Genomic DNA, 24,943 nt, shown 5'->3' on the forward strand with positions numbered 1-24,943 from the left:
GAATTTGCGGATGCCTTCCTGGTTCTCGGTGGCCCCTGGTATCGCTTCAGCGCCCCCGCCCAAGCTTTGTGGCCGGCGCTTTGTCTTCGTTTTCCGAAATCTAAACAGCAGGGGCCGGTGTCGCCTCGGTGTCCATCCACTCGTTCTCCAGCACCGAGTAGAGCAACGAGTCGCGCCATGCGCCGTTGGTGAATACGTGGTCGCGGATGCGGCCTTCGTATGTCATCCCAAGACGCTCGACCACGGCAACGGACGCCAAGTTCTCAGGGCCGATCGCGGCCGAGATTCGGTGGAGGCCCAACCTGTTGAAACCGAACGCCATTATCGTGCAGGCCGCATCGGTAGCGAACCCTTTGCCCCACCGGTCGGCCCGTATCGCGTAGCCCAGCTTGGCGGCTTTTACGCCGTTGAAGCCCAGGCGTGCGAAGCCTACGAACTCGCCATCATGCTCGACCGCCAGGTAGTATTCGCTGCGTGGCTCGAGCCGGGCTCGTGCGACCGCCCCGTGAATCATCTTCTCGGCCTCGGCTGGGCCTCGGCTGTCGAATGAGAGCCACTGAGTAACGCGGTCGTCTCCCACGACGGACAACGAAGAGGCCGCGTCGTCCTCCCGGAATTCTCGGAGGGTGACGACGCGGCCGGTGAGAGTCACGGGGTACATGACCTGATCCTGCACTACCGGGGCAGCGCTCGCATCGGCGTACTGGTGAAGTCCTCGATGTGCTTGATCAGATCTCGTGCGTCCGACGCCAGGCCTGTGTGGGTGAGAGTCTGGTGAACTCGCTGGGCCGAGTGCACGATTCCATTCATGCGCTTGTCGGGTGCGAGTTCGAGGACTGGCGTCAGGGCCTCGGCTGCTCCTTCGATGTCCCGTTCGGCGACTCTGGCTATCGCGAGGTCGGAGTGCGCGCCTGCTTGATCGCCGAAGGCCCATGACGGGTCGGTGCGGTCGGAGTACGCCTCGATTGCTCGCGTCGCGAAGTCCTGCGTCTCGCGCGCCTGGTCGGGCAGCCAGGCGAGTGCGTCCGCCGCGTAGTACAGCGTTCGCGGCTGGTTGAACGTGCAGATGCCGCCCAGCTCGTCCATCTCGTCGGGCTGGACGCGGTTCCACGCGTCTTCTGCCGCATGAATAGCGGTGAGGGTTCGCTCGGCGTTGCCGAGTGCGGCGTACGCACGTGCCGCGCTGACCGGCAGCCAAACCGAGGTGGTGCCTGTGGTCCGCTCTGCAAACTGGATGCCCATTTCGGCGTACCGGGCTGCTTCGGCGTGCCGGCCCGCCCAATAGGCGACCAGTGACTGCAAGCCGCGGAGCCATGCACGGAGGCCGTTGTGGTCGGCGCGGTCGGCACACAGGATCGCGGTTCGCGCCTGGAGCATGGCGGCGTGAGGGTCCGCGAGATCGTGTGAGGCCTTCGCCAGCAGCCCGGAGGTGACGCTGGCGAGGAAGTGCAGTTGCCGCGACTGCTGTGGCTCCTGGCGGCGCTCCAGCAACACGAAGAGGGTGTCCTGAGTCTCGACCAGGTCGCCGAGCAGTTCGGTCAGTGGACGTTGGGGGTATGCCAGCGATAGGCGCTGGACATCTTCCCTGAGCTGGTCGATAGCTTCAGGGCTGGTGGTTTCCGAGGTCAGCATCGCGAAGCGACGCGCGCGTTCGGCGGCCATGGCGAGAAGGCTCCTCTCATCGCCGGACGGCAGCGTTAGCGAGCTGACGGTCCCCGGCGCAGACGGTTCGATTTCGGGAGTCCATGGCCGGAGCAGATCGTCCAGCGGCCGGCCGAACATGGCCTGAAAGGCGCGACGTGTCGCCGGAGCGGCTCCGGCCGTCACGCGTTCACCGCGTGCGAGTCGGCCGAGGTGACGGGCGCTGATAGCTGCACGCCCGTCGTGTTGCGAGAACTCGGCTGCCAGTTCCTCGTAGGTCCGGTTCCGCTGCCGGATCAGGTACTCCAGCAGCGTTCGGGGCTCCTGGTGCGATCTGGCCACCGTGCTCTCCCCCTCTTCTAAGAACTCCCTTGTATCGACCATCGCGCGCGAAGCGGCGGGTCTTCAACGGATGTCCGCCAGAGGTCCGCCACAGGTCCACGAGAGGTCCGGGTCAGGCCCTCGATAGGTCCATGTCGATCAGAACATGCTTTCCAGTGTCCTCGCTACCACCCACGGTAGCGGTCGGAGCGAGTGGGGAAGGGGAAGCTGATGGGTGCGATGCCCGGCCTTGTTCCCGTCGTTGTGCTGGGAATCGGCGGCGTCTTGCTGGTTCTGGAATGCCTGATCATCATGGCTGTGCACCATGGGCGGCAGCCTCGGCGCGGGCGCCGCCGGAAGAACCGGCGGGAGCGCTCGCGGTACAGCGCGTCTGTTGTACGGGCGGTTAAGCTCGACGGCGATGCCTACGCCAACGGATCCCGCTCAGCTCCCCGCCGACTGGTGGACGGCCGCCGATTGCGCGGCGTTCCTGGGGATTACGCGCAGCACGTGGGCGGCGTACGTGTCCCGTGAGCAAGCTCCGGAGCCGGAACGAATGTTCGGCCGCTCACCAGCGTGGCGGCCATCAACGGTGAAGACGTGGGCGGCTAGCCGCCCACGTCGCCGTTCGTAAATTTTCACCACCTGTAAGAGGCCTGCTGAACACAGCACAGGCGTTGTAACGTCGGCCTTGAATACAGCACCGGCGCTGTAAAGCGTGCGATGAGGCAGGCAACGGCCTGCCAGTCCTGTCCGCTTCCCACGGGAGGAGCTGGGGAGATATGGCAAGTCAGAAGCTGTTCGGGACCACACCGGTAGGTGCGGTGGCTGTGGTTGAGCCGCCGGTGTCGCAGTGGTACGCGCGGCGTGCTCGTGTCGCGTTCATCTGCGTGAGCCTGGCGGCGTGGGCGGTGACGGCTGTGGTGCTGTCGGCGTTCGTGATGCCGCTGCTCGCGGTGGCGCTGGGCCTGGCGGCGGGTCTGCTGCTTGGCTTGGTGACTGCCCTGGTGGTCCGGGTGTGGCCGGTGTTGCGGGCGCTGTGGTGGTGGTCGTTAGAGATCACCGTCGTGGCGGCCGTAGTGGCTGGTGTCTCGCTGGCGGCGAGAGTGTTGCCGTCGTGGCTGCTGGTCGGCGTGGTCATCGTGCTGGTGGCTGTGCTGGTGCTCGTCGGTCCGGTGCGCCGGTTCCTGTCGGCGTGGTCGTGGTGTGTGGTGGATCGTCACCGGCTGCGGCTGTACTTCGCGGGGCTTGCGCGTTCGTCGGGTGGTGGCCGGTCTGGGTTGCTGCCGTTGATGTTGTGGGCGCGTCCGACGCCTGCCGGTGAGCGGGTGTGGCTGTGGCTGCGGCCTGGTCTGGATCTGACTGATCTGGACGGTAAGGCCGGGCGGATCGCGGTCACCTGCTGGGCCAAGCAGGTCCGGGTGGTTCCGGCCTCGGAGCGGCATGCCGCGTTGATCCGGGTCGACATCGGTCGCCGGGATTCGCTGGCCGGCCGTATCGATTCGCCGTTGGCGCTGCTGATCCCGGCGCTGCGTAACACGAACACCAATGCGGATGTGCCGGTGTCTGCGGCCGTTCCGCGGATCGGCCTGAACCTGGCCGACATGCCTGATCCTCCGGCACCGGAACCGCGCAATGGTCGCCGATGACCTGCCGCGCCGGGCTGCCGGAAGTCCTGTTCATGCCATCACCGACAAGGGAGTGAGTTAGATGGCGAACGAAACCCCGATCACGGTCGTCGGGAACCTGACCGATGACCCGGAACTGCGGTTCCTGCCCAATGGCACCGCGATGGCGAAGTTTACCGTCGCGTCGACACCGCGCGTCATGGACCGCGAGTCCGGGCAGTGGAAGGACGGCGAAGCGCTGTTTCTGACCTGTACGGCCTGGCGCGACCTGGCCGAGCACCTCGCCGAGTCGCTCGCCAAGGGCACCCGCGTGGTGGTTCAGGGGCGGCTCAAGCTGTCGCGGTGGGAGACCCCGGAGGGTGAGAAGCGCTCGGCCCATCAGGTCGACGTCGATGAGATCGGCCCGTCGCTGCGGTTCGCCACGGCCAAGGTCGTCAAGGCCACCCGGGCGAAGGCCGACGGGTTCACCCCGGCCACCCCGCCGGGTAGCGCGTGGGACACCGCCGCGCCCGTACCGGCTGAGCCGCCGTTCTGATGGCGGCCGACGTGACCGCTGGGAACAGCGGTGGCCCGGAGCGGGTGAACCTCGGGTCCCTGGTCGAAGGCAACGTGCTGTTCGGCGGCGAGCCGTGTGGGGGGAAGTCGGTTCTGCTCAACGTGCTGGCAGCTCACCGAGCTTTGAGTACTTCTACGTGTCTCGCCTGTCCGGTGGGTTGCGTGGAGTGCTCCGGTGACGAGAGTGACTGCGAGTGCTACGAGCATCAGAACTTGCATCCCGACAACGACTGGCCCGACAGCGGTGAGGTGGCCTGATGGCCCCGATCCTGACCGCCGACAACGGCAACGGCCCGGTCGATCTCGGCCCGGTGCTGTCGATCTTCGACCCGGTGCACATCGGGCTCGATGAGTACGGCCACGCCAAGCGGGTGCCGCTGATCTACCGCAACATGTTGATCGGTGGCGAGCCCGGCTCGGGGAAGTCGGGTCTACTCAACGCGGTCGTGGCGCATGCGGCGCTGTCGCTGGACTGCCGTCTGGTGCTGTTCGACGGCAAGCGGGTGGAGCTGGGCCAGTGGCGGCGGTGCGCTGACGCGTTCGTCGGCCCGAGCCTGGATCAGGCGCTGCTCGTGCTGCGCAAGCTGCAGATGATGATGGACGCCCGGTACGACTACTTGGAGGAGTGCGAACGCCGGAAGACCATTCCGGAAGACGTGTTCCGGGCGTACCTGGTCGCGCTCGATGAGCTGGCGTACTACACCGCCACAATCGGCAAAAAGACTGACCGTGACGAGTTCTCCATGCTGCTGCGTGACCTGGTCGCGCGGGGCCGGGCGGTCGGCATCATCGTCATCGCCGCCACGCAACGGCCGTCGAGCGACATCATCCCGACGTCGCTGCGTGACCTGTTCGCGTGGCGCTACGCCGGCCGCTGCACCAACGACAGTTCGTCGGACATCGTGCTCGGCCACGGCTGGGCGCAGAAAGGCTGGTCGGCGAACACGATCAGCCCGAACAACCCCGGCGCGGGCCTGCTGATCTCCGAGAGCGGCAGCCCGGAACTGATCAAAGTCGCCTACCTCGATGACCGCACCTGCGCAGCCATCGCCGCCTACGCGGCCGACCTGCGTGCCGTCGTCCGCGACAACATGCCGACTGGCAAACCGGTCCTCGTCGCGGCCTGACGCGCCCTTGATACGTCCCGGACGTCTGCCGGGCGAAGGAGTCCCTACCCACTTGAAGGAGGCCACCTGATGGCCCGTCACCTGCCCGTAGCAAGAACCGACACGAGGGTCATCCACTACGTCGACGCCACGATGCGCGCCGACCTGCAACAGCTGACCCCTGCCGAACTGGCGACCCGCCAGGCTCAGCAGCGGGCGCTGTACCTGCGCTGGAAGCAGCGGCAGGAAGCGATCGCCGAGCGCGACCGCAAGTTTCGGCAGTTCTGGACCGGCTTCGGCGCTGTCCTGGCCCTGGTCCTGCTGGTCCTGGTCGCGGTCGCCGTGTGGTGGCTGTGGACCGTGCTGGCCCTCGGCGTCTTCGCCATCCCGCTCGTCATCGCGGGTGCGATCGCCGCTGCCGCCGGTGGACACCGGTGCATCACCATCGTGCAGCACATGCATTGACCAGCCACAACTTCACCCCGGACCACGGTCCGAGCGGTCGACATCAGGCCCTACCGACCAAAGCAGTCCTGATGCCGCCGCCCTACCAACCAACTCACCTCCGATGGAAGGAGTCGGCACGATGAACCCTACCCAGGACACGAACAACCCTGCCCCGGAACCCCGCCGCGACACGGACGGCTCGGCAGCTGCACTCGCTGGTCTGCTGAGCAACGGCAGCCGTTTCCGCGCCCACATCGCCTCGGCGATGAGCACGGCAGTCTTCCCGGCCACCGTGCGGGACGAGACCGCGCAGCCGGTTCCGGCGTACGCACCGATCACGGTGCCTGGCTGGTGCCAGCAGTGCGGCAACGTGCTGCCGTGGGTCTACACGTGGGACGAGCCGCTGTGCCCGGACTGCGTGCCGGCTACCTCGGTGCCTGCGCAGCAGGCTAAGCCGCAGACGTTCGATGTCTGCGGCTCGTGCGAGGCGATGTTCGGTGTTGCGTCGGCTCAGCCGACCTGCGCCGTCTGCGCGACGGTGGCTGAGGTGCTGCGGTCAGCGGCGCTGTACCTGGAACGGCACGGCTGGATCCAGGGCGGCTACTACGACGCCACCGAGGGCGTGTTCACGCCTCCGGCCTGTCTGGTCGGTGCTATCGGTATGGCCTGCTACGGCGGCCCGGTCGACGCTCCGGCGCAACACTTCGATGACCCCGCGTTCGTTGACTTCGAGGCGGCTGTGTTGCACCTGGACCGGTTCCTGCTGGTCGAGGACGGCTCGGAATCCTACGACTTCAACGACGCCAAAGGCCGCGCTCTGGCCGACGTCACCCGCGTCCTGCGCAAGGCGGCGGCCACGCCGGAACACGAGCTGCTCGACGCTCTGCGAGCCATCGATGAGATGAACGAGCAGCTGGCCGCATCAGGTGTCACCACTGAACAAGTTCTTCGCCTGATCAGCGGTGAAGCCGCACCTACCCAGCACGACGGCAAGCAGCACCCGTGGGGAACCAAGGCCGGTTGTTCGGCCTGCGAAGCATGGTGCTTCTGCCACCTGTTCTCGGATGGGTCCGCGTGTGTGCGGTGCGCATCGGATGCGGGAACGACCTGCCTGTTCTGCGGTGCTCCGGGTGGCTACCCGTACTGCCGCACCTCGTACAGCGGCGGACCGTCCTGTGCGGACGTCGTCGCAGCCGAGGACGCCGAAACGGCGGCTCAGGACGGTGACGACCGATGAACAAGAACACCGTCAAGTCTGGCTTGACGCGCAAGCGTCGGACCCGTGGCCGGCACAACTGGTTGTGGATGGCGTTCGCCGTGCTGGTGCGGTTCGCCTCGGGTCGTCCGCTGGATGGCCGCAGGCATTCCAACTGCACGTTCTGGGCTGCGGGTAACCGCCGTCTCGGACGCCCGGCGTACCTGTTCACCTGGCGGTGGTGGGCGCTGGCTGCTGGCTGGCAGCGTGCCGGTCTGCGGCTGACCGCTGTCGCGGTCGTCGTGCTCGCCGTGGCGGGGGTGGTCGGATCATGACTTCCCGTCCGCGTAAGCGTGCCCGGCGGCACGTCGAAACCGCTCAGTTCGACGCGTTCGCGCGTCGCATCATCCGCGCCTACGGCCGTCGCGTCGCCGCCGGTGACGTCGAAGCCCTGGCCTCGATGGTCACGTTGTCTGCCGAGGTGGACGCGATGCTGCGTCTGGCCGTGGCCGGTCTGCGTGCCAAGCCCTACTCCTACTCCTGGGACGAGATCGCCCGCCGTCTTGGCGTGTCCAAGCAGGCCGCGCAACAGCGCTACGGCGACTCCTCCACTTCTTCCCGTCACGCCCTCGACATCCGGCTCCGGCAAGCGGGTCTCGGCGTGACCGTGGCGACCCTCGTGCAGGTGTTCGCCGATCACCATCCCGGTAGCCCGGCGGCATCACGCTGCCCCGGCTGCGGCTACCCGTACCCCGACAAGGTCTTGGACTGTCCCACGAACGCCACCGTGCGTCCGCTGCTGCTGCGGCGGCGTGGAGAAGACCGGGACGCGGTCGCCCGACTGACCCCTGACCAACACGCTGACCTGCTCAGCCAGCACCACGCTCGCGCCTCGCGAGCAGCGGTTCGGCAGGCAGCCTCACACGCGCCGGACCCGAACCGTCCCGCACTACCCCTGTTCACCCTGAACGGAACGGAGACGGCGCCATGACCACTGACAACCGACCCAACCCCAACCCCAACGGAGCGACCGGCAACGACGCGGGATCGCACCTCTACCACTACTTCGTCTCGTTCAACCACAACACCGGCGGCAACATCAGCTTCGCCAACGCCGAGATCTCGCTGCTGCAGCCGATCCGCCGCTACGAGCAAGTTGTCATGCTGCAGAACTACTACCAGCGGGAACTTGGCTTCGCCAACGCCCTCATCCTGGGCTACACCCTGATGCGCACCGAGCCGGTGGCCGCGCCTTCGCAGAAGCCGGCATGACGGCCCGTACCACCGGACGCGCCTGGGCGTATGCCGGTGCCATGCTCGGCGGCGCGGTGTCGATCGCCGCGAACGTCGCTCACTCCTTCATCCAACCCCAGGAAGACACCACGGCGAACTGGACACCCGAACCGGGTGCCGTCGTCGGCGCGGTCGTCTGGCCGGTCTTCCTGTTCGTCGCCGTCGAAATCCTGGCCCGCGTGGCCTGGCCCGACGGCCGTATCTGGCAGCTCATCCGCTGGGCCGGGCTCCTGCCCGTGGCCATCGTGGCTGCCCTGGTGTCCTACCGGCACCTGTCCGGTCTCCTCGACCACTACGGCGAGGAAACCCTCGTGTGCATCCTCGGCCCGCTCGCAGTCGACGGGCTGATGGTCATGGCTACCGGCGCCATCCTGGCGACCGGCAACCAGCCGCACACCCCAGTCCAGCCCGCACGGGCTGACGACACCACCGGTGCCGTCACCCCCGAACCGCCGGCCGCGCCCGCCCTCCTGGGCGTGCCGCGCCCGGCCGACGACACGCAAGCCGCCACCCTTGCTCCGGTAGCTCCGGAGACGGCGCGTCCCGCACGGCCGGTCGACATCCCCAACCCGGATGTCGTAGCCGCCCGGATCACCCGAACCGAACGGCCCCGCCCGCACCGACCGGCAACCGAACCTCGGCCGACTGCCGCGACCGATCGCCGCCCGCACACCTCCGACACCAGCACAGACAACCTGGCCCGTCCCGCCGCCGACATCTCTGTCACCGAGCCGGACCGGACCCAGCTACGTCTGCCGTTGGTGCCCGAACACGTGCTGCGCCGCGCCGATCAGATCGCCCAGCAGTATCAGGCCGACAACGGAACCCCGATCACCGCCGGGCAACTGGCCGCACGACTGAAGGTGAACTCGGACCAGGCCGCCGAAGCACTGGCAGCGCTACGCGCTGACCACGGCCCGACCCGTACCGAACACGCCGTCAACGGCAGCCGCCCCAGCAAGGCGACCCGGTGACCGTCTCCACGTTGAGCGTCGCACCCGCAGCAACCGCTGCGGGTGCGGTCCCCTGCGCTGAGCCGACCCTGTTCTACCTCGGCACCCACCAGCCACACTGGCTCGCCGCCCTCGGTGTGCCGCTGTTCGTCTCCGACCGACGCCTGCGCCGTTACCGGCGCCTACCGGTCGCTGCCGCACCGTGGGCGCTGGACTCCGGCGGATTCACCGAACTCAGCCAGTACGGCACCTGGGACACCGGCCCCGCCCCGGCCGTCTACGCCAACCGGGTGCGCCGCTACCGTGACGAGATCGGCCACCTGGCCTGGGCAGCCCCGCAGGACTGGATGTGTGAGCCGGCCATCCTCGCCAAGACCGGCCTGACCGTCGCCGAGCACCAAGACCGCACCATCACCAACTACGAACGGCTACGCGACCTCGCACCCGATCTGCCGTTCGTGCCCGTGGTGCAAGGCTGGACACCCGGCGACTACCTACGCTGCGTCGACCGCTACCAGCGCGCCGGTATCGACCTCACCCGCATGCCACTGGTCGGAGTCGGCTCGGTATGCCGGCGACAGTCCACCGTCCAGGTCGGCGACATCCTCACCGCACTGCACCAGGCCGGACTCACCCGGCTGCACGGGTTCGGCTTCAAAACCCTCGGCCTGGCCCGGCACGGGCATCTACTCGCCTCGGCCGACTCGATGGCCTGGAGCGCCCAAGCCCGACGAGAACCCGCCCTGCCCGGATGTCACGGACACCGCAACTGCGCGAACTGCGCCCGCTACGCACTCGCCTGGCGCACCCGACTCATCACCAAAGTCGCGGCAGCCTCCCGCCAGCCCGCCCTGTTCGACATCGGCCCCGCCTGGTGGTCTGCGTGACCACCACCCAACTCACAGTCCCGGTCTGGTTCCGGCAATCGACCGACCTGCGGCAGCAGGCCATCGCCCGTGCCGCCCGCGACGACTACCCCGCGTGGCTCGCCCACGTGCGGCCCGCCGCCGCGTGTACCCGCCCGGTGCGGCTCGCCGGAACCCTCGCCACCGTCGAAGCCACCACCGGCCGCATCCTCGCCGAACGGGCGACGGCGGACATGCCGGACGGGGTCATCTACAAGCCGTGCGGCAACCGCCGCGACGCCGTCTGCCCGGCCTGCTCCGAACGCTACAAACGCGACGCCTACCAGGTGATCCGGTCCGGGCTGGTCGGCGGCAAAGGCGTGCCGGAACAGGTCGCGCATCACCCGGCGGTGTTCCCGACCTTCACCGCACCCAGCTTCGGTGAGGTCCACACCCGCCACGTCCGGCGGCACACCTGCACCCGGCGCACCGACTGTGACTGCCGCCCCGAGCCGTGCCACGGCCGCCGCGACCTGACCGTCTGCCCGCACGGCGTGAAACTGGCCTGCTTCGCCCGCCACGACACCACCGATCGGTGCCTGGGTTCGCCACTGTGCCTGGACTGCTACGACTACCGGGCACAAGCCGTCTGGAACCTGTACGCCGGTGAGCTGTGGCGGCGCACCACCATCGCCGTCAACCGCCACATCCGCCAGCTGGCGAAACGACGCGGCGTCGCCGAAGTGCCGGTGTTCTCGCCGAAGACCGGCAAGGTGCGCCACGTGCTGCCGCTGCGGCTGTCGTTCGGCAAAGCCGCCGAAATGCAGCGACGCGGCGTCGCGCACTTCCACGCCATCGTGCGCCTAGACGGCTTCGACCCCGAACAACCCGACGCCGTCATACCGCCACCGGCCGAGCTGGACGCCGCCGACCTGGTCGACGCCATCGACCACGCCGCCCGCACCGTCATGTTCACCAGCGACCCGCATCCGGCCCGGCCCGAGGGCTGGCCCATCGCCTGGGGCGAGCAGATCCTGACGAAGGTCATCACCATCGCGGGGCTCGGTGAGGTCACCGACGCCCAGGTCGCCGCCTACCTCGCCAAGTACGCCACCAAGTCGACCGAGGTCACCGGGCACGCCTCCACCCGCCTGACCGAACAGACCATCGACCTGTACGCGGATGCGGACGGCACCCACACCGAACGACTCATCGACGCCTGCTGGCGACTCGGCAACTTCCGCACCAGTCCCGAACCGCCTGCACCGCTCGGCCCGAGCAGCCGCGGTGGGCCCGCCCCGGTCCGGCCGTTCGGGGAGCTGCGCACCGATCCCGGCTGCGGCGGCTGCACCCGCTACCGGACCTGCCCCACCTGCGCCGCCGAACAGATCGCCGCCGCCGACGCAGCCCGCCAGGAGCCGGCCGGGCCACCGGCCAGCCCATACCTCAAGCTGCGCCGATGGGCACACATGCTCGGATTCGGCGGCCACTTCCTCACCAAAAGCCGCCGCTACTCCATCACCTTCGCCCTGCTCCGCGACCAACGCGTCGCGTTCCGCCGCACCCAGACGGCCGGACCAGAGCACACCGAACCCAGCGGCCAGCCGACGACGCTGGTCGTCAACTTCCTGCAATTCGTCGGCGCCGGATGGCGCACCCCCGCAGACGCCATGCTCGCCAACACCTCCGCCGCGATGGCACGAGAACACCAGAACGCCGCCAGGCACCACCTGAGCACCCTGGCCGCGTGAACGGCCGCCGACCGTCAAGCCCACCTTGACGACGAATCGACGGAGAGGACCGATGGCAACACCTGGACAGCAACCGCGATGGACGGTCTCCGACGTGGCCGTCTACCTCGGCGTGCCCGTAGAAACCCTCTACACCTGGCGCAAACGCCACTACGGCCCGCCAGCCGCCCGCATCGGCCGGCACCTGCGCTACGACCCCGACACGGTCCGCGCCTGGTTCCACGACCAAGAGGCGGCGTAGCCATGGGCCACATCGAGGACCGCTGGTTCAAAGACGTTCCCGGACCGAACGGCAAGAAGTGCCGGGAGAAGACCGACCGGCACGGCGTGGGCCTGCGCTATCGGGTTCGCTACATCGCGCCGGACGGCAAGGAACGCAACAGCTCGTTCCCGGACCGCCAGAAGCGCGAGGCTGAGGCGTTCCTTGCCAGTGTCGAGGCGGACAAGAACCGTGGTCACTACCTGGACCCGCAGCGTGGGAAGAAGCCCTTTGACGAATTGGCGTTGGCGTACGTCCGCAACAGCAGGTTCGACGAATCGACGCGCACGTCTGTGGAGAGCCGGGTGCGGCTGCACGTCATCCCGTTCTTTGGCCGCCGTGCCGTCAACACCGTCTACCCGGGAACGCTGCGGGAGTGGGACACCTGGCTCATCGGCAAAGGCTTGTCGGTGAACACCCGGGTCGTGCTGTTCGCCCACGTGAGCGGGATTCTGACTGCTGCTGTCGATGACGGCCGGATAGCGAAGAACCCGTGCTCCGCCAAGTCCGTCACGATCCCGAAGCCGCAGGTCTCGAAGGTCGTGCCGTGGCTCCCGGCGACGGTCGCGGCTGTTCGTGCCGCGATGCCGGCGCGCTACCAGGTGTATGTGGACCTCGCTGCGGGCTGCGGCACGCGGGAGGGCGAGACGTTCGGGATCTCGCCGGAGGATTTCGACGCCGAGTGGCTGACCATCCGGCGGCAGGTCAAGCGGGTCGGTTCCCGGCTGGTTTTCGGATCGCCGAAGAACGACCGGGAACGGAAGACGCCGCTGTCGGGGTCGGTGGCGCGATCCGTGAGAGCCCACCTGGCGGCGTTCCCCGCTGTCTCGGTGACACTGCCGTGGGAGGACCCGGAGCGGGGCAAGATGGTGACGGTGCCGCTGATCCTGACGACCGGCAAGGGCACGCCGCTGCGGCAGCAGACGTTCGACGGCTGCGCCTGGAAACCAGGGCTGGCGGCGGCGGGCGTGCCGGCGGTGCGCGGTAACGGAACGCACGCGTTGCGTCATCTGTTCGCCTCGCAGCTGCTGGCCCAGGGTGTCAGTGTCCGCGACCTGGCGGAGTGGATGGGGCACGCTGACCCCGCGTTCACCTTGCGGGTCTACGGGCACCTGATGCCGGACAGCCCGGGCCGGGCGCGCGGCGCCATCGATGCGCTCCTCGCCGACCTGGATGACCACCACGGCCCCACGACGGCCCCAGAGCTGCAACGGCGAGAGGAACTGTCGACCGGGCCAGGCCCAGCGCAGGGTGGTAGCGCACCGGGCCTGGAGGGCATATGAGCTGGTCAGGGTTGGCGGATGGTGGGGCGGGGCGGGGTGCGCATGCCGTCGCCGATGAAGAAGCTGGGGTGCGGGGGCTGGTTGTAGGCGGTGTTCTGCCAGGCCAGGGCCAGGCGGTACTGGGCGTCCTGGAGCAGCGTGGTGATCCGCCGGTCGGTGGGGGTGGGGGTCGCGTAGATGCGCAGGGCCGTGTTGTCCGAGGTCGGCCAGATGACTTCCTCGCGCCAGTCGCCGAGGATGTCGCCGGAGAGGGCGGGCGTGGATTTGGTGCCGTTGTTGGCGTGCACGCCGGAGGCGGTGAGCAGACGGGTGTCGCCCGTGGTGCCGTACTTGTCGATGTGGGTGCCGTCCAGCAGTTCGCGGACCGGGTCGGCGTCCCACCAGGCCAGGAAGTTCGTCGAGCCCGGTTTGCGGCTGTTGACCACGGTGCCGTTGGGTGAGCGTAGCCCGGCCGGTGCCGAGGACCAGGATTCGGCGCCGGGGCTGCCCGCCCAGACGTCGGCGGAGACGCCGCGGCCGTTGTCCCCGGAGGCGGGTGTGGACCACAGGACCTGGCCGGTGCGGGCGTCGGCGAACCAGGACGACGGCTTGCTGGCGTCCTCGTCGACCTTGAAGACCTCCAGTCCGGTACGGGTCGGATCGAGGTCGCCGACGTGCATGGCGTCGCCGTGGCCGTTGCGGTTGTTCCACAGACCGGTGCCGTTGTCGTCGACGGCCATCGCACCGTAGACGATTTCGTCGCGGCCGTCGGCGTCCACGTCGGCGATCGACAGGTTGTGGTTGCCCTGACCGGCGTAGGTGCTGTTGCCCGCGGCGTTGCTGTCGAACGTCCAGCGCCGGGTCAGGGCACCGTTGCGGAAGTCCCAGGCGGCGATGACGGTACGGGTGTAGTAGCCCCGCGCCATGACGATGCTGGGCCGTGCGCCGTCCAGGTACGCGGTGGCGGCCAGGAACCGGTCCACCCGGTTGCCGTAGTTGTCCCCCCACGACGACACGGTGCCGCGCGGCGGGTCGTAGTTCGCGGTGGCCAGCGCCGCACCGGTGCGGCCGTTGAACACGGTGAGGAACTCCGGCCCGGCCAGCACGTACCCGTCGGCGTTGCGGTGATCCGCGGTCGCGCTGCCGATCACCTGACCGGTTCCGGACACGGTGCCGTCGGCGGTCTTCATGGCGACCTCGGCGGAGCCGTCACCGTCGTAGTCGTACGCCTGGAACTGGGTGTAGTGGGCACCGGCGCGGATGTTGCGGCCCAGGTTGATCCGCCACAGGCGGGTGCCGTTCGTCCGGTAGGCGTCGATGTGGACCGGATCGGTCACGCCGGCCTGCGAGTTGTCCTTGGCGTTGAGCGGCTCCCATTTGAGCATGATGTCGAGCTGCCCGTCGCCGTCGAGGTCGGCGACACTGGCGTCGTTGGCGGCGTACCGTGCCGGGTCCGGATTCTGCACGGGTACGTCGAGGTAGCCGTTGCCGAACCGCAGCGCGGCCGGTGAGGCCGGTTGTTCGGTGCCGCCGGTCACGGCACGCACGGTGTACGCCGCACCCGCCGCGGCACCGGCGTCCAGGTAGTTCGTCGATCCCGTGATCGGGGACGGGTTGACGCGCGTGCCGTCCCGGTAGACGTTGAACGCCACGTCGGCGGGGTCGGCGGCCAGCCATCGCCAGCTCACCAGGTTGCCGCTGCCGGAGCGCACACTGATCAGCCCCCGGTCGAGCCGCTCCATCTGCCGACCGGACCCCACCGGCGGCGGGCTGCTCGGCGCCGGGCTGGACGGCGCCGGGCTGCTGGGTGCCGGGCTGGACGGAGCGGGACTGGACGGTGCCGGGCTGGACGGTGCCGGGCTGGACGGGCCGGTGACGCCGCCCGTACACGCCGTGCCGTTGAGGGCGAAGGCGCCCGGCGCCGGGTTCGCACCGGTGGCGGTGGCGTTGAAGCCGAACGAGACGCTGCCGTTGGTGGGTACGGCCGCGTTCCAGCTGGCGTCGCGGACCGACACGGTGGAGCCGGACTGGGTGACGGAGCCGTTCCACAGCTGGGTGACGCTCTGACCTGCCGCGAACGAGAAGGTCAGGGTCCAGCCGGTGATCGGATCGCCGAGGTTGGTGACGGAGACGGCGGCGCCGAAGCCGCCCTGCCACTGGTTGGTCACCGCGTAGTCGACCCGGCAACCGGCGGCCGCGTTGGCGTCGAGGGCGACGGCGACCGACCCGGCGGCGTCCGGGACGCTCGTCGCGGCCGAGCCGGAGGCCGGGCTGTCGGCCGGTGCGGTGGCGCTCTCGTCCGCGGCGGGCAGCAGCACCGTCACCGTGGTGCCGGCGCCGGGGGCCGAGTCGATCCGCAGGCAGCCGTCCGCCTGGCCGACGATGCCGTACACCGCTGCCAGTCCCAGGCCGGCGCCCGTACTCTTGGCCTTGGTCGTGAAGAACGGCTCGAAGGCGCGGGCGGCGACCTCCGCCGCCATGCCCGCGCCGGTGTCCGCCACCCGCAGCCGCAGATAACGCTGCCCCGGGTGGGTGGCCGGTTGGAAGCGCACATCCGGCTGCGCCGGGCACAGGTTGTCGGCGGTGACGTGGATCCGGCCGCCGCCGGGCATCGACTCGGTGGCGTTGACACACAGGTTGACCAGGATCTGCTCCAGCCGGCCCGGGTCCAGCACCACCGTGCACACGTCGGCGGCCACGTCCAGGTCGAGGTCGTGGTCCGCACCGACCGTGGTCCGCAGCGACGGCAGCAGCCGGCGCAGCACGGTGCCCGGTTCCAGGATCCGGGGACGGTTGAGGTCGCGGCGGCTGAACGCCAGCAGCTGCTGCGTCAGGGCGGCGCCGCGCTGCGCCGCCTGCTGGATGCGCGCCAGGTCGTCGACGAACGGCTGCCACTGCGCGGCGTCCGTGCGCGCCAGATCGGCCACCTCGTCACCGAGCAGATCGGCGTAGTTGGCGATCACCGCGAGCAGGTTGTTGAAGTCGTGGGCGACCCCGCCGGCGAGCTGCCCCAGCGCCTCCAGCCGCTGCGCGCGCAGGATCGCCTGTTCGGTGCGCTGCCGTTCCACCTGCTCGACCAGGCGCGTCCGTTCCCGTTCCGCGGTCACCCGCTCGGTGATGTCGCGGCCGACCACGAGCAGCATCCGGTCACTGCCGGCGTCGAACCGGGTCACCGTGTTCTCGGTGGGCACCCGGGTGCCGTCGGCGCGGATCACCTCGGCGTACACCACGGTGGGCGGCTGCGGCGCCGCGAACACCTCCGCCACCACCTGCGCGATGCGGTCCTGTTCCGCCTCGGGCAGCAGCATGGCGTACGGCTCACCGAGGAGCCGGTCCCGCGGATGGCCGAGCAGCCGTTCGGTGCCCTGGTTGACGAGCACGATCCGCCCGTCGGGGGAGATGCCGGTGATCGCGTCCGGCACCGCCTCCAGCAGCGCCCGCAGCCGGGCCTCCGCCCGGTGCAGCTCGGACAGGTCCCGCACGGCCGCGACCAGCAGCGGTCCGCCGGGCTCGTTCTGCCAGCTCAACCGGGTCTCCCCGGGCAGCAAGGTGCCGTCCTTGCGCAGCATCCTGGTGGACACGGTGTGGGTGTGTTCCCGCAGCTCCGGGTCGGTGAACAGGCGCTCGCGGAGCGCGACCAGGTCGGCGCGCTCCTCCTCGGCGAACAGGGTACGGGCGTGCCGGCCGGTCAGCTCGTCCGGCTGGTAGCCCAGCAGTCGCTCGCACGAGGAGTTCGCGAACATGATCAACCCGTCGCGGTTGATCCCGAGGATCACGTCCGGGGTGGCCTGGAGCAACGCCACCAGGCGGGCCTCGGCGCGCATCTCGTCGGTCAGCTCGTGGGCGACGCTGACCACGCCCCGCACCGACCCGTCGACGCCCTCGATCGGGGCGAACGACATGCGGACCGGCACCCGGGACCCGTCCTTGCGCAACCGCACGGTCCGCAGCTGGCCGGTGGGTGTGCCGCGCAGAGCCTTCTGGAACACCTGCCAGTCGCGGTCGAAGACGTCGGTCGGGTACATCATCGTCACCGGCCGGCGCCGCACCTCGTCGCGGCGGTACCCGTAGATCCGCTCCGCGGCCGGGTTCCAGGCGGTGATCCGCCCCTGCACGTCGCAGCCGATGATGGCGTCCGCTGTCGACCTCACCACCGACGACAAGAACGCCTCACCGTGTTCGCTTCCGTCCAGCTTCGCCACGAGTACCCCCGACCAGGATGGGACGCCGCCCGGCCCGGCGCCGGTCGTTCCAGCTCGACCCGGCCCGCACGGGCCCGCCCCGCTACGTCACGACGGCGCCGGCCGCCGGCAGGGTGATCCGGATGCAGATGCCACCGCCGGGCGCCTGCTCGGCTGTGATGGTGCCGTGGTGCGCGTCGACGATCGACTTGACAAGCGTCAGGCCCACGCCGACACCCGGGACCGCCTCGGCGTCGGCGCTGGGGGAGCGGTAGAACGCGTCGAACAGGTACGGCAGGTCGGCCTCGGCGACACCCGTACCCGAGTCGGTGATCATCACGCACGGACCGTTCGCCGCCCGGGTCGCCACGGTGACCCGCCCGCCCGCCGGGGTGAACTTGATCGCGTTGAGCAGCAGGTGACTCAGCGCCTGCGACAGCCGCTGCGGGTCGCCCAGCGCCGTCACCGGCCGCTCGGTCTCCTCGACCAGGGTGATGTTCTTGTGCTCGGCCAGCGGCCGGGAACCGGCGACCAGCTGGAACGCCAGGTCGGCCAGGTCGATCTCGACCCGGTTCAGGTCGATGTCCTGCTCCCGCAGCCGCGCCACCTGCAACAGGTCGTCGATGAGCCGCAGCAGCCGGTCGGCGTTGCGCTGCATCGTCGACAGGAACCGGCGCGCGCTGACCGGGTCGTACTCGGCGTCGAGCATCATCTCCAGGTACCCGCGGATGGTGGTCAGCGGCGTCCGCAGCTCGTGGCTGACATTCGACAGGAACGACTCCATCAACCGGTCCAGCTCGCGCAGCCGCTGCGTGCTCTGTGCCGCGGTGCTGGCGTACCGGCGCAGGTCCAGCAGCGCCGCGGCGTGCCGGGCCAGCGCCCGCAGGGCCCGCCGCTGCGGTGCGCTGAGCTGCCCGGGTTCCCGGTCCAGGACACAGACGGTGCCGATGACGTGCCCACCCTGCAGCATCAGCGGCGCACCGGCGTAGAAGCGCACACCGTGCCCGGTCACCAGCGGGTTGTCCGCGAACCGGGGGTCGGCGGTGGTGTCGCCGACCTCCATCAGCTGCCGGTCCGCGACCGCGTGCGTGCAGAACGACATGTCCCGGCTGGTTCCGTCGAGCTCGAAGCCGACCTTGGCCTTGCACCACTGCCGGTCGCTGTCGACCAGGCTGACCAGCCCGATCGGCGTGCCGCACACCTCCATGGCGAGCAGGGCGATGTCGTCGAAGTCGCGGTCCCGCTCGGTGTCGAGCACACGGGTCTCGTGCAGAGCCGCCACCCGCTGGGCCTCGTCGTCGGGCATACCAGGTCACACCCCCGGCAACGATCGTCGCACGGGGAGTGCCCCGGTACGGGCGGATTCGCGCCGAAGACAGTGGTCAGGCCCGCGGCCAGTCGTCGCGGCGCCGGCCGTACTCCAGGTCGGTGCCGGACCGGTGAGCCGGCCGCATGCCGAGGCGTTCCAGCAGCGCCCGCGACGCCGCGTTCGCCGCGTCGCAGCTCGCGGTGACCCGCTGCAGGCCGAGAGTCCCGAAGACGTGCGTCAGGAACAGGCGCATGGCCTCGCCGGCGTAGCCCAATCCGTGGAACTCGGGATGGAACTGGAAGCCGACGTCGCCGGAGTCCGCCTGGTCCGGCCGCGACGACAACCAGACGCCGACATCACCGATCACCCGCCCGCCGGCGGTCAGCCGCACGGCGTACCCGTGCCAGGCGTCCCGGGCGTCCTCGCCCAGCGCGGCCTGGGCGGTCAGGAAACCCGCCGCCTCCGCCGGGTTCATCGGCTCGCCCGGCAGGTGCCGGCGCACCACCGGGTCGGCCTGGTAAGCCAGGAAGTCCGCGAGGTCGCCGGCGGTGAATCGACGCACGATCACTCGTTCGCCGCGCAGGACCGGTCCTTCGTCGCGCGGGCTCGGTTCTTCGTCGCGCGGGCTCACGCGTTCGACCAGGAGCGGGTGGACAGGACCAGGCGGTAGCCGTCCGGGTCGGCGGCGGCGAGGTCCCGGCTCGGGCGGGCGATACGCACCGCGGCATCAGCACTGATCACGGCGGTCGATCCTAGCGCCTTTGCGGTCCGGGGCGGGGCGTCGGCGGCCCACGCGGCGCGGGGTACGGTGGCGGCCGTTCACGACGGGACGGAGGACCTCGACGGTGGAGTGCACGGTGACGGTGTGCCGGGACTGCTGCTGCGGCAGCCCGCGCAAGCACCCGGCGGTCGATCACGCCGGGCAGGTGGAGCGGCTGCGTGCCGGCCTGGGCGACGATCATCGGGTACGCACCAGCCTGTGCCTGGACGTCTGCGACCAGTCCAACGTCGTGGTCGTGCAACCGGCACCGGCCGCCCGCCGCCGGGGTGCCCGGCCGGTCTGGTTCGGGCTGGTCCTGGAGGACGTGATCGTCGACGACCTCGTCGACTGGGTCCGCGCCGGTGGGCCGGGCGTGGCCGCACTGCCCGCACCGCTCGCCCTGTCGGTGATCGACTCGCCGGGCGCACTCCCGCGGGCGTAGCCGCTCGTGCTCCGCGGGCGTAGCCGCTGGCACTCCGCGGGCGTAGCCGTTCGCCATCCTCCCGCAGCCCTCCTGCTCCCGCCGGCGTAGCCGGGCCGGCGTCAGGTGATCAGCGGGCGGCGTACCGGGCGGCCAGGGCGGCGGCGCGGTCGTGCAGGGCGGCGCGCAGCGACGGCGGTTCGAGGGCCTCCGCGGCCGTGCCGAGCTGCCACAGCGCCCAGACGGCGTGCCGCAGGTCCTGGTAGGTGACCTCGAGCCGCAGCCGGCCGCCGGCCTCCGGTTCCTCGGCACGGACGGCCACCGCGCTGTCCAGCAGTTCCGCCCGCCGCGCCGGGTCCACCAGCACCAGCGCGGTGAGGTGGCCGTCGGCGAGGAAGCGGGCGCGCCGGTCCCGCCAGATCCGGTCCAGGTCGACGTGGTCCGGTCGCTGCGCCGGCTCGGGCAGCGCCTCGGCGGCCAGCACCCGGGAGAGCCGGTACGTGCGGTCCGCACCGGCCCGGGTGGCCAGCAGGTAGACCCGGTCGCGCACGGTGACCAGCCCGACCGGGTCGACCGTGCGCCACCGCGGCTCCTGCCCGGTGGCCGCGTAGTGCAGGCGCAGCCGGCGCCCGGCCAGCACCGCCCGCCGGACCTCGGTCATCGTCGCGTCCGGCACCTCCTCGATCACCTGGCGGCGGGAGAGCAGGTCGGCCTCCGGTTCGACCAGGAACCGGCGTGCGGCGTCGCTCGCGGTGACCCGGTGGCTCTCCGGCAGCGCGTCCACCACCTTGCGCCGGGCCGAGGCCAGCGCCGGGCCGAGACCCAGCACCTGCTCGGCGCGCACCGAACCGGCGGTCAGCAGGGCCAGGGCCTCCTCGGGGTTGAGGCCGGTGAGCTCGGTCCGGAACCCGGGTAGCAGCGCGAAACCGCCGTGCCGGCCGCGCTCCGCGTGCACGGGGACACCGGCTGCGGAGAGCGCCTCGATGTCGCGCAGCACCGTGCGGGTGGACACCTCCAGCTCGCGGGCCAGGGCGTCCGCGGTCAACCGGCCACGCTGGCGTAGCAGCAGCACCAGGGACACCAGCCGGTCGGCGCGCATCCACGGAACTCTATCGCAATACCTGACACAGGATGTCGTGATTCGTTGCGAGGCTCGTCCGCAAGGCACCTGGCGAGACTTGTGGAACGGAGACGATGTGACGATGTTGCGGACGGCGGTCAACCCGGTGAGCTGGTCGGTGGCGCTGGGGTTCAACCAGGGTGAGCTGGTCAGCGGGCACACCCGGACCCTGTACTGCTCCGGGCAGACCGCGATGAACGGCGACGGCAAGCCCGAACACGACGGTGACATGGCGGCGCAGCTGGCCCTGAGCCTGGACAACCTGGAGGCGGTGCTCGCGGGGGCCGGCATGTCGCTGGCGAACCTGGTCCGACTCAACGTCTACACCACCGACGTGGACGCGCTCTTCCCGCACTACGGTGAGCTGGCGGCACGGCTCGGCGCGGCCGGTGCGGCGCCGGCCACCACGATGCTCGAGGTGCGGCGGCTCGCGGTGCCCGGCCAGACGGTCGAGTTGGAGGGGACCGCCGTCGACTGATCGGCCGCTGCCGGTCCCGCCGCCGCCCGGCGCCGGGGCCGGCAGCGGGTCGACCGACGCGCTCAGGGCAGATCGAAGCTCTCGCGCACCTGGTCGAGGAAGGGGTCGAGGTCCGGGCCGGCGGCGGTGACGAGTGCCTCGCAGACGTCGCCGAGGGTGTCCAGGCCGACGCCGGCGTTGTACATCGCCTCGACGGCGCTGTGTTTGTCGGCGGCGCGCTCGTCGCCGAAGCCGGGGGCCGCCGGCAGGGGTGGCAGGGTCTCGCCCACCTCCCAGCGGTCCGGCAGCGGTGTGCCGTCGCGCAGCGCGGTGATCGCCCGCGCCGCCCATGGGTGTTGCAGCAGGCCGGCGGCGAGCAGGATCCGTTCGATCGCCCAGGCCGTCACCGCGCGCCGGAGGTCGTCGTCGGCCCGCCGCAACGCCTCGACGAGGGCCCGGTCGTGCCGCCACAGCCGGGCCGCGAACCAGCCGGCGTCGCGCAGTTCCTCGTCGTGGGGCACGTCGTCGCCCCAGATCTCGTCGAGTTCGTCCTCGGACTCCAGCTTCTCCCGGTCGGCGCGCTGCCGCCGCAGGTCGGCGACCCGCTGGACCAGTTCGTCGCGGGTCCAGCGGGAGCGGCTGTCGTCGCGCAGGCCGTGCCAGTACGCGGCGACCTCGCTGCCCTGCCGCACGATCCGGTCCACCCCGGCGGCCGGCCAGAACTGCAGCAGGTAGCGGTCGACGGGGTCGTCGCCGGCTGCGGTGTCGAGGTCGTGGCCCCGCTGCATGTCGGCGCCGCAGAAGCGCGCCCGGTAGTTGCCGGGTGGCAGGTCGACCGGTCCGTGCACGGTGTCGAACGCCGCCAGCACCAGTTCGTCGGCCTGCGTGCTGAACAGCACCTCCACGACGTCCTGCCAGCCGCCGTCCAGCCGGGGCGCGTCGGTGTGCAACTCGACGCGGACCTGCACGGTGCCGGTGTGCAGCCCGGTCTTCAGGTGCAGCACGCCGGGGATGGACGCCCCGCACAGCCCGTTGACCTGGCCGCGTCTGGCGTCGTCCGGGTCGCCGGGGTCGGTGTCGGCCTCGCTGAGACTGAGGAAGCCGTAGTGGACGTGGACCGGCGTGTCCAGAAGCACCTCGACCAGCATGTTCACCCCCGCGAACCCCTCGTTGATCACGCTACATGCCGGGTGGGGGCGCCGGGGTCCGGTCGCGGTCGACCGGCCCCGGCCGGCGAAAGATCTCAGGATGGCGGCAGCGGCAGCCGGACCCGGACCACGGTCCCGCTGGGCTCGTTGCCGTCCAGCCGGATGTCGCCGCCGTGCAGCCGCACCACGGCCCGGGCCAGGCTCAGCCCCAGCCCGCTGCCGGGGATGCCCTGGTGCCGGACGTTGCGACCGCGGAAGAACCTGTCGAACACCCGGTCCCGCTGGTCGTCCGGCGTGCCGATCCCGGTGTCCGCGATGACCAGTTCGGCCGCGTCCGCGGAGACGCCGAGCTCGACCCGGACCCGGCCGCCGGGCACGCTGTAGGTGGCCGCGTTCGACAGCAGCCCGGTGACCACCTGCCGCAGCCGCCCGGCGTCACCGCGGATCGTCAGCCGCAGGGGCGCCGTCACGTCGATCTCCGGCGAGGTCCCGGACCGGGCCGCCGACACGGCGGCGCCGACCAGTTCCACCAGGTCGACCTCCTCCAGGTCCAGCCCGACGTGCCCGGAGTCCAGCCCGGCCAGATCGAGCAGCGTGTCGATGATCTGCTGGAGCACCCCGGAGTTGCGGCTGATCGTGGCGATCATGTGCCGTTGCTCGGCGTCCAGGCCGTCGGCCTCGTCGGCCAGCACACCGGCGTTGGTGGTGATCGAGGTGAGGGGCGTCCGCAGCTCGTGCCCGACCAGGTCGATGAAGTCGTTCTGCGTCCGGGCCAGCTGGCGGGCCAGTTGCTCCGCCCGGCGCAGCGCCACGTAGACCCCCACCTGGGCGGCCACCCCGTCCAGCAGCACCGTGAGCAGGTCCTCGTGGAACTCGCGGGCGCCGGCGTAACAGGTGAGCACCCCGAGCATCGTCCCGCCGTCGCGGACCGGGACGGCCAGGACGGTACGCACCCCCAGCCGCAGGCACATCTCGATCCGGGCCCGCTCCACCGGGTTCGGCACATGATCGGTGTGCGCGATGTCGGGCACCCAGAGCGGCTGCCCGGTCTCCCACACCCGGCCGGTGACGCCGGTGCCGCATACCGGCGTGTGCCCGAACAGCGCGGCACCGTCCGTCCCGGAACCGTCGTAGTGCCCCACCGACCGCAGGTCGCCGCTGGCCTCGTCGATCAGGAACAGTTCCGCCCACGGCCAGCCGAGCGTGGTGCCGACCGCCTCGAGCAGCTCCGGCGCCGCCGCCTCGGCCGAGTCGGCGGTCTTCAGCGCCTTCTCGACCCGGCGGTGGCAGTCCCGGAACCGTTCGGCCCGGCGCAGCGCGGTGACCTCGTGCGCCACCGACACCGCGCCCAGCCGCCGCCCGTCACCGGCCGTGATCGGTTGCGCGGTCGCGGCGAAGGTCCGTGACCGATGACCGGGCAGCTGGGCTATCACATCCGCACCGTGGACGTGCTCGCCGCCGAGTGCACGCATCAGCGGGGTGGCCGGGAGCGGCAGCGGCCGGTGGTCGGCCCGGTACAGGATGCCGTCGACAGCGGGGGCGAAGTCCTCGGGCAGCGGCGTCGTGGCCGTCCAGCCGAGCACCTCGCGCAGCGCCCGGTTGGCCAGCACGACCCGGCCGCGGGCGTCGCAGGCGATCACCCCGACGGAGAGGGTGTCCAGCAGCACGGGGAGCAGAGCTGCGGCGTCGAGGCCGGCGGGGCCGGCCGGTGCCCGGACCAGTTCGGCGATCTCCCCGAGGACGTCCAGCTGCTCGGTGCTCCAGTCCCGCGGAACCGTGTCGAAGACGGTCAGCGAGCCCACCGGCTGGTCATCGGCATCCCGTACCGGGACACCGGCGAACGCCCGCATCCCGTGCTCGGTGGCCAGCCGGTGTTCCCGCAGCTCCCGGGACTCCGCACCGCTCAGGTCGCCGGAGAGCACCGGGTGACCGTGACTGACGACGTACTTGCCGAGCGACTGCGACAGCTCGACGTGACCCGGCTCGGCGAGCGCGGCCGGCAGGTCGTGCACGCCGGCGAAGTGTTCCTGGTCGGCGTCGATCAGCGCGATCGCGGCCATCGGGGCGCGCAGCAGCCGCGCCGCGAGCCGGGCGATGGCGTCCGAGGGCATCGGCGCGGTGGACAGCAGGCGCCGGGCCTGTTCCACCGCGGCCAGCCGTGCCGGGTCCCGTAACACCGCTTGATTCACAGCAACCATCGATCGTCCTGTCGTCGGGGGATTCCACGCCGAGGGGCAACGACCGAACACCACGGATGTGACGTATTCCGCTAGGCCTGAACGCGACCGATC

General features: G+C 70.5%; 22 protein-coding genes and 2 pseudogenes. 15 read left to right on the plus strand and 9 right to left on the minus strand.

Annotated features, from left to right (window positions below; all coding sequences use genetic code 11):
• Nucleotides 1–100: 100 nt before the first annotated feature.
• Both LPA41_RS06365 and LPA41_RS06370 read right to left on the minus strand, forming a co-directional pair.
• Nucleotides 101–661: a GNAT family N-acetyltransferase gene (locus tag LPA41_RS06365; protein WP_229068994.1), complete on the minus strand. Its 561-nt coding sequence runs from the start codon at nt 659–661 to the stop codon at nt 101–103.
• A gap of 14 nt (nt 662–675) precedes the next feature.
• Nucleotides 676–1,983, minus strand: coding sequence for a hypothetical protein (locus LPA41_RS06370; RefSeq protein WP_229068995.1), 1,308 nt, complete (start codon nt 1,981–1,983; stop codon nt 676–678).
• 761 nt (nt 1,984–2,744) lie between these two features.
• Between LPA41_RS06370 and LPA41_RS06375 the strand changes: the two genes are divergently transcribed.
• The 13 genes and pseudogenes from LPA41_RS06375 (at nt 2,745) to LPA41_RS06435 (ending at nt 13,277) form a co-directional block, all read left to right on the plus strand.
• On the plus strand, nt 2,745–3,611 hold the full coding sequence (locus LPA41_RS06375) for a hypothetical protein (RefSeq protein WP_229068996.1): 867 nt from the start codon (nt 2,745–2,747) through the stop codon (nt 3,609–3,611).
• A 61-nt stretch (nt 3,612–3,672) separates the two neighbouring features.
• Nucleotides 3,673–4,125 (plus strand): single-stranded DNA-binding protein, encoded by a 453-nt coding sequence (locus LPA41_RS06380; protein ID WP_229068997.1) that lies wholly within the window; start codon nt 3,673–3,675, stop codon nt 4,123–4,125.
• Between the two features lie 277 nt (nt 4,126–4,402).
• Nucleotides 4,403–5,272, plus strand: coding sequence for an FtsK/SpoIIIE domain-containing protein (locus tag LPA41_RS06385; protein WP_229068998.1), 870 nt, complete (start codon nt 4,403–4,405; stop codon nt 5,270–5,272).
• Between the two features lie 69 nt (nt 5,273–5,341).
• Nucleotides 5,342–5,716, plus strand: coding sequence for a hypothetical protein (locus LPA41_RS06390; protein WP_229068999.1), 375 nt, complete (start codon nt 5,342–5,344; stop codon nt 5,714–5,716).
• A 103-nt stretch (nt 5,717–5,819) separates the two neighbouring features.
• A complete protein-coding gene (locus LPA41_RS06395) occupies nt 5,820–6,935 on the plus strand; it encodes a hypothetical protein (RefSeq protein ID WP_229069000.1) in 1,116 nt (371 codons plus the stop codon).
• Nucleotides 6,932–7,228, plus strand: a complete 297-nt coding sequence (locus LPA41_RS06400) for a hypothetical protein (protein WP_229069001.1) — start codon at nt 6,932–6,934, stop codon at nt 7,226–7,228. Before LPA41_RS06395 ends, LPA41_RS06400 begins: the two co-directional genes overlap by 4 nt.
• Nucleotides 7,225–7,494: pseudogene (locus LPA41_RS06405) on the plus strand (hypothetical protein); the annotation flags it as partial. The gene LPA41_RS06400 and the pseudogene LPA41_RS06405, both read left to right, overlap by 4 nt.
• A 386-nt stretch (nt 7,495–7,880) precedes the next feature.
• Nucleotides 7,881–8,165 carry a hypothetical protein gene (locus LPA41_RS06410; protein WP_229069002.1) on the plus strand — a complete coding sequence of 95 codons (285 nt, stop codon included), beginning with the start codon at nt 7,881–7,883 and terminating at the stop codon, nt 8,163–8,165.
• Nucleotides 8,162–9,160, plus strand: coding sequence for a hypothetical protein (locus tag LPA41_RS06415; RefSeq protein WP_229069003.1), 999 nt, complete (start codon nt 8,162–8,164; stop codon nt 9,158–9,160). The genes LPA41_RS06410 and LPA41_RS06415 overlap by 4 nt, the downstream gene beginning before the upstream one ends.
• Nucleotides 9,157–10,026, plus strand: coding sequence for a hypothetical protein (locus LPA41_RS06420; protein WP_229069004.1), 870 nt, complete (start codon nt 9,157–9,159; stop codon nt 10,024–10,026). Before LPA41_RS06415 ends, LPA41_RS06420 begins: the two co-directional genes overlap by 4 nt.
• Nucleotides 10,023–11,735, plus strand: a complete 1,713-nt coding sequence (locus LPA41_RS06425) for a replication initiator (RefSeq protein ID WP_229069005.1) — start codon at nt 10,023–10,025, stop codon at nt 11,733–11,735. The genes LPA41_RS06420 and LPA41_RS06425 overlap by 4 nt, the downstream gene beginning before the upstream one ends.
• A 52-nt stretch (nt 11,736–11,787) precedes the next feature.
• Nucleotides 11,788–11,976, plus strand: a complete 189-nt coding sequence (locus LPA41_RS06430; RefSeq protein WP_229069006.1) for a helix-turn-helix domain-containing protein — start codon at nt 11,788–11,790, stop codon at nt 11,974–11,976.
• Between the two features lie 2 nt (nt 11,977–11,978).
• Nucleotides 11,979–13,277, plus strand: a complete 1,299-nt coding sequence (locus LPA41_RS06435; RefSeq protein ID WP_229069007.1) for a tyrosine-type recombinase/integrase — start codon at nt 11,979–11,981, stop codon at nt 13,275–13,277.
• 5 nt (nt 13,278–13,282) lie between these two features.
• Here the strand turns inward: LPA41_RS06435 and LPA41_RS06440 are convergent, their stop codons facing one another.
• The 4 genes and pseudogenes from LPA41_RS06440 to LPA41_RS06455 all read right to left on the minus strand — a co-directional run bounded on the left by LPA41_RS06440 (nt 13,283) and on the right by LPA41_RS06455 (nt 19,308).
• Complete coding sequence (locus LPA41_RS06440; RefSeq protein ID WP_229069132.1) at nt 13,283–15,568, minus strand: cellulose binding domain-containing protein; 2,286 nt, start codon at nt 15,566–15,568, stop codon at nt 13,283–13,285.
• A pseudogene (locus LPA41_RS06445) lies at nt 15,569–17,458 on the minus strand (PAS domain S-box protein); the annotation flags it as partial.
• An 82-nt stretch (nt 17,459–17,540) separates the two neighbouring features.
• Nucleotides 17,541–18,743 (minus strand): GAF domain-containing sensor histidine kinase, encoded by a 1,203-nt coding sequence (locus LPA41_RS06450; RefSeq protein ID WP_229069008.1) that lies wholly within the window; start codon nt 18,741–18,743, stop codon nt 17,541–17,543.
• A gap of 76 nt (nt 18,744–18,819) precedes the next feature.
• Nucleotides 18,820–19,308 carry a GNAT family N-acetyltransferase gene (locus tag LPA41_RS06455; protein WP_229069009.1) on the minus strand — a complete coding sequence of 163 codons (489 nt, stop codon included), beginning with the start codon at nt 19,306–19,308 and terminating at the stop codon, nt 18,820–18,822.
• A gap of 295 nt (nt 19,309–19,603) precedes the next feature.
• Here LPA41_RS06455 and LPA41_RS06460 point away from each other — a divergent pair, with 295 nt between their 5' ends.
• Complete coding sequence (locus LPA41_RS06460; RefSeq protein ID WP_229069133.1) at nt 19,604–19,948, plus strand: hypothetical protein; 345 nt, start codon at nt 19,604–19,606, stop codon at nt 19,946–19,948.
• Between the two features lie 109 nt (nt 19,949–20,057).
• Here the strand turns inward: LPA41_RS06460 and LPA41_RS06465 are convergent, their stop codons facing one another.
• Nucleotides 20,058–21,026 carry a YafY family protein gene (locus LPA41_RS06465; protein ID WP_229069010.1) on the minus strand — a complete coding sequence of 323 codons (969 nt, stop codon included), beginning with the start codon at nt 21,024–21,026 and terminating at the stop codon, nt 20,058–20,060.
• A gap of 103 nt (nt 21,027–21,129) precedes the next feature.
• Between LPA41_RS06465 and LPA41_RS06470 the strand changes: the two genes are divergently transcribed.
• Nucleotides 21,130–21,525 (plus strand): RidA family protein, encoded by a 396-nt coding sequence (locus LPA41_RS06470; protein WP_229069134.1) that lies wholly within the window; start codon nt 21,130–21,132, stop codon nt 21,523–21,525.
• A gap of 62 nt (nt 21,526–21,587) precedes the next feature.
• Here the strand turns inward: LPA41_RS06470 and LPA41_RS06475 are convergent, their stop codons facing one another.
• Together LPA41_RS06475 and LPA41_RS06480 are read right to left on the minus strand one after the other, a co-directional pair.
• On the minus strand, nt 21,588–22,682 hold the full coding sequence (locus tag LPA41_RS06475) for a hypothetical protein (protein WP_229069011.1): 1,095 nt from the start codon (nt 22,680–22,682) through the stop codon (nt 21,588–21,590).
• Nucleotides 22,683–22,747: 65 nt separating this feature from the next.
• Nucleotides 22,748–24,850 (minus strand): GAF domain-containing protein, encoded by a 2,103-nt coding sequence (locus LPA41_RS06480; protein WP_229069012.1) that lies wholly within the window; start codon nt 24,848–24,850, stop codon nt 22,748–22,750.
• Between the last annotated feature and the right edge of the window lie 93 nt (nt 24,851–24,943).

Origin of the sequence: Actinoplanes sp. DH11 (assembly GCF_020873875.1) — a bacterium.
Taxonomy (GTDB): Bacteria; Actinomycetota; Actinomycetes; order Mycobacteriales; family Micromonosporaceae; genus Actinoplanes.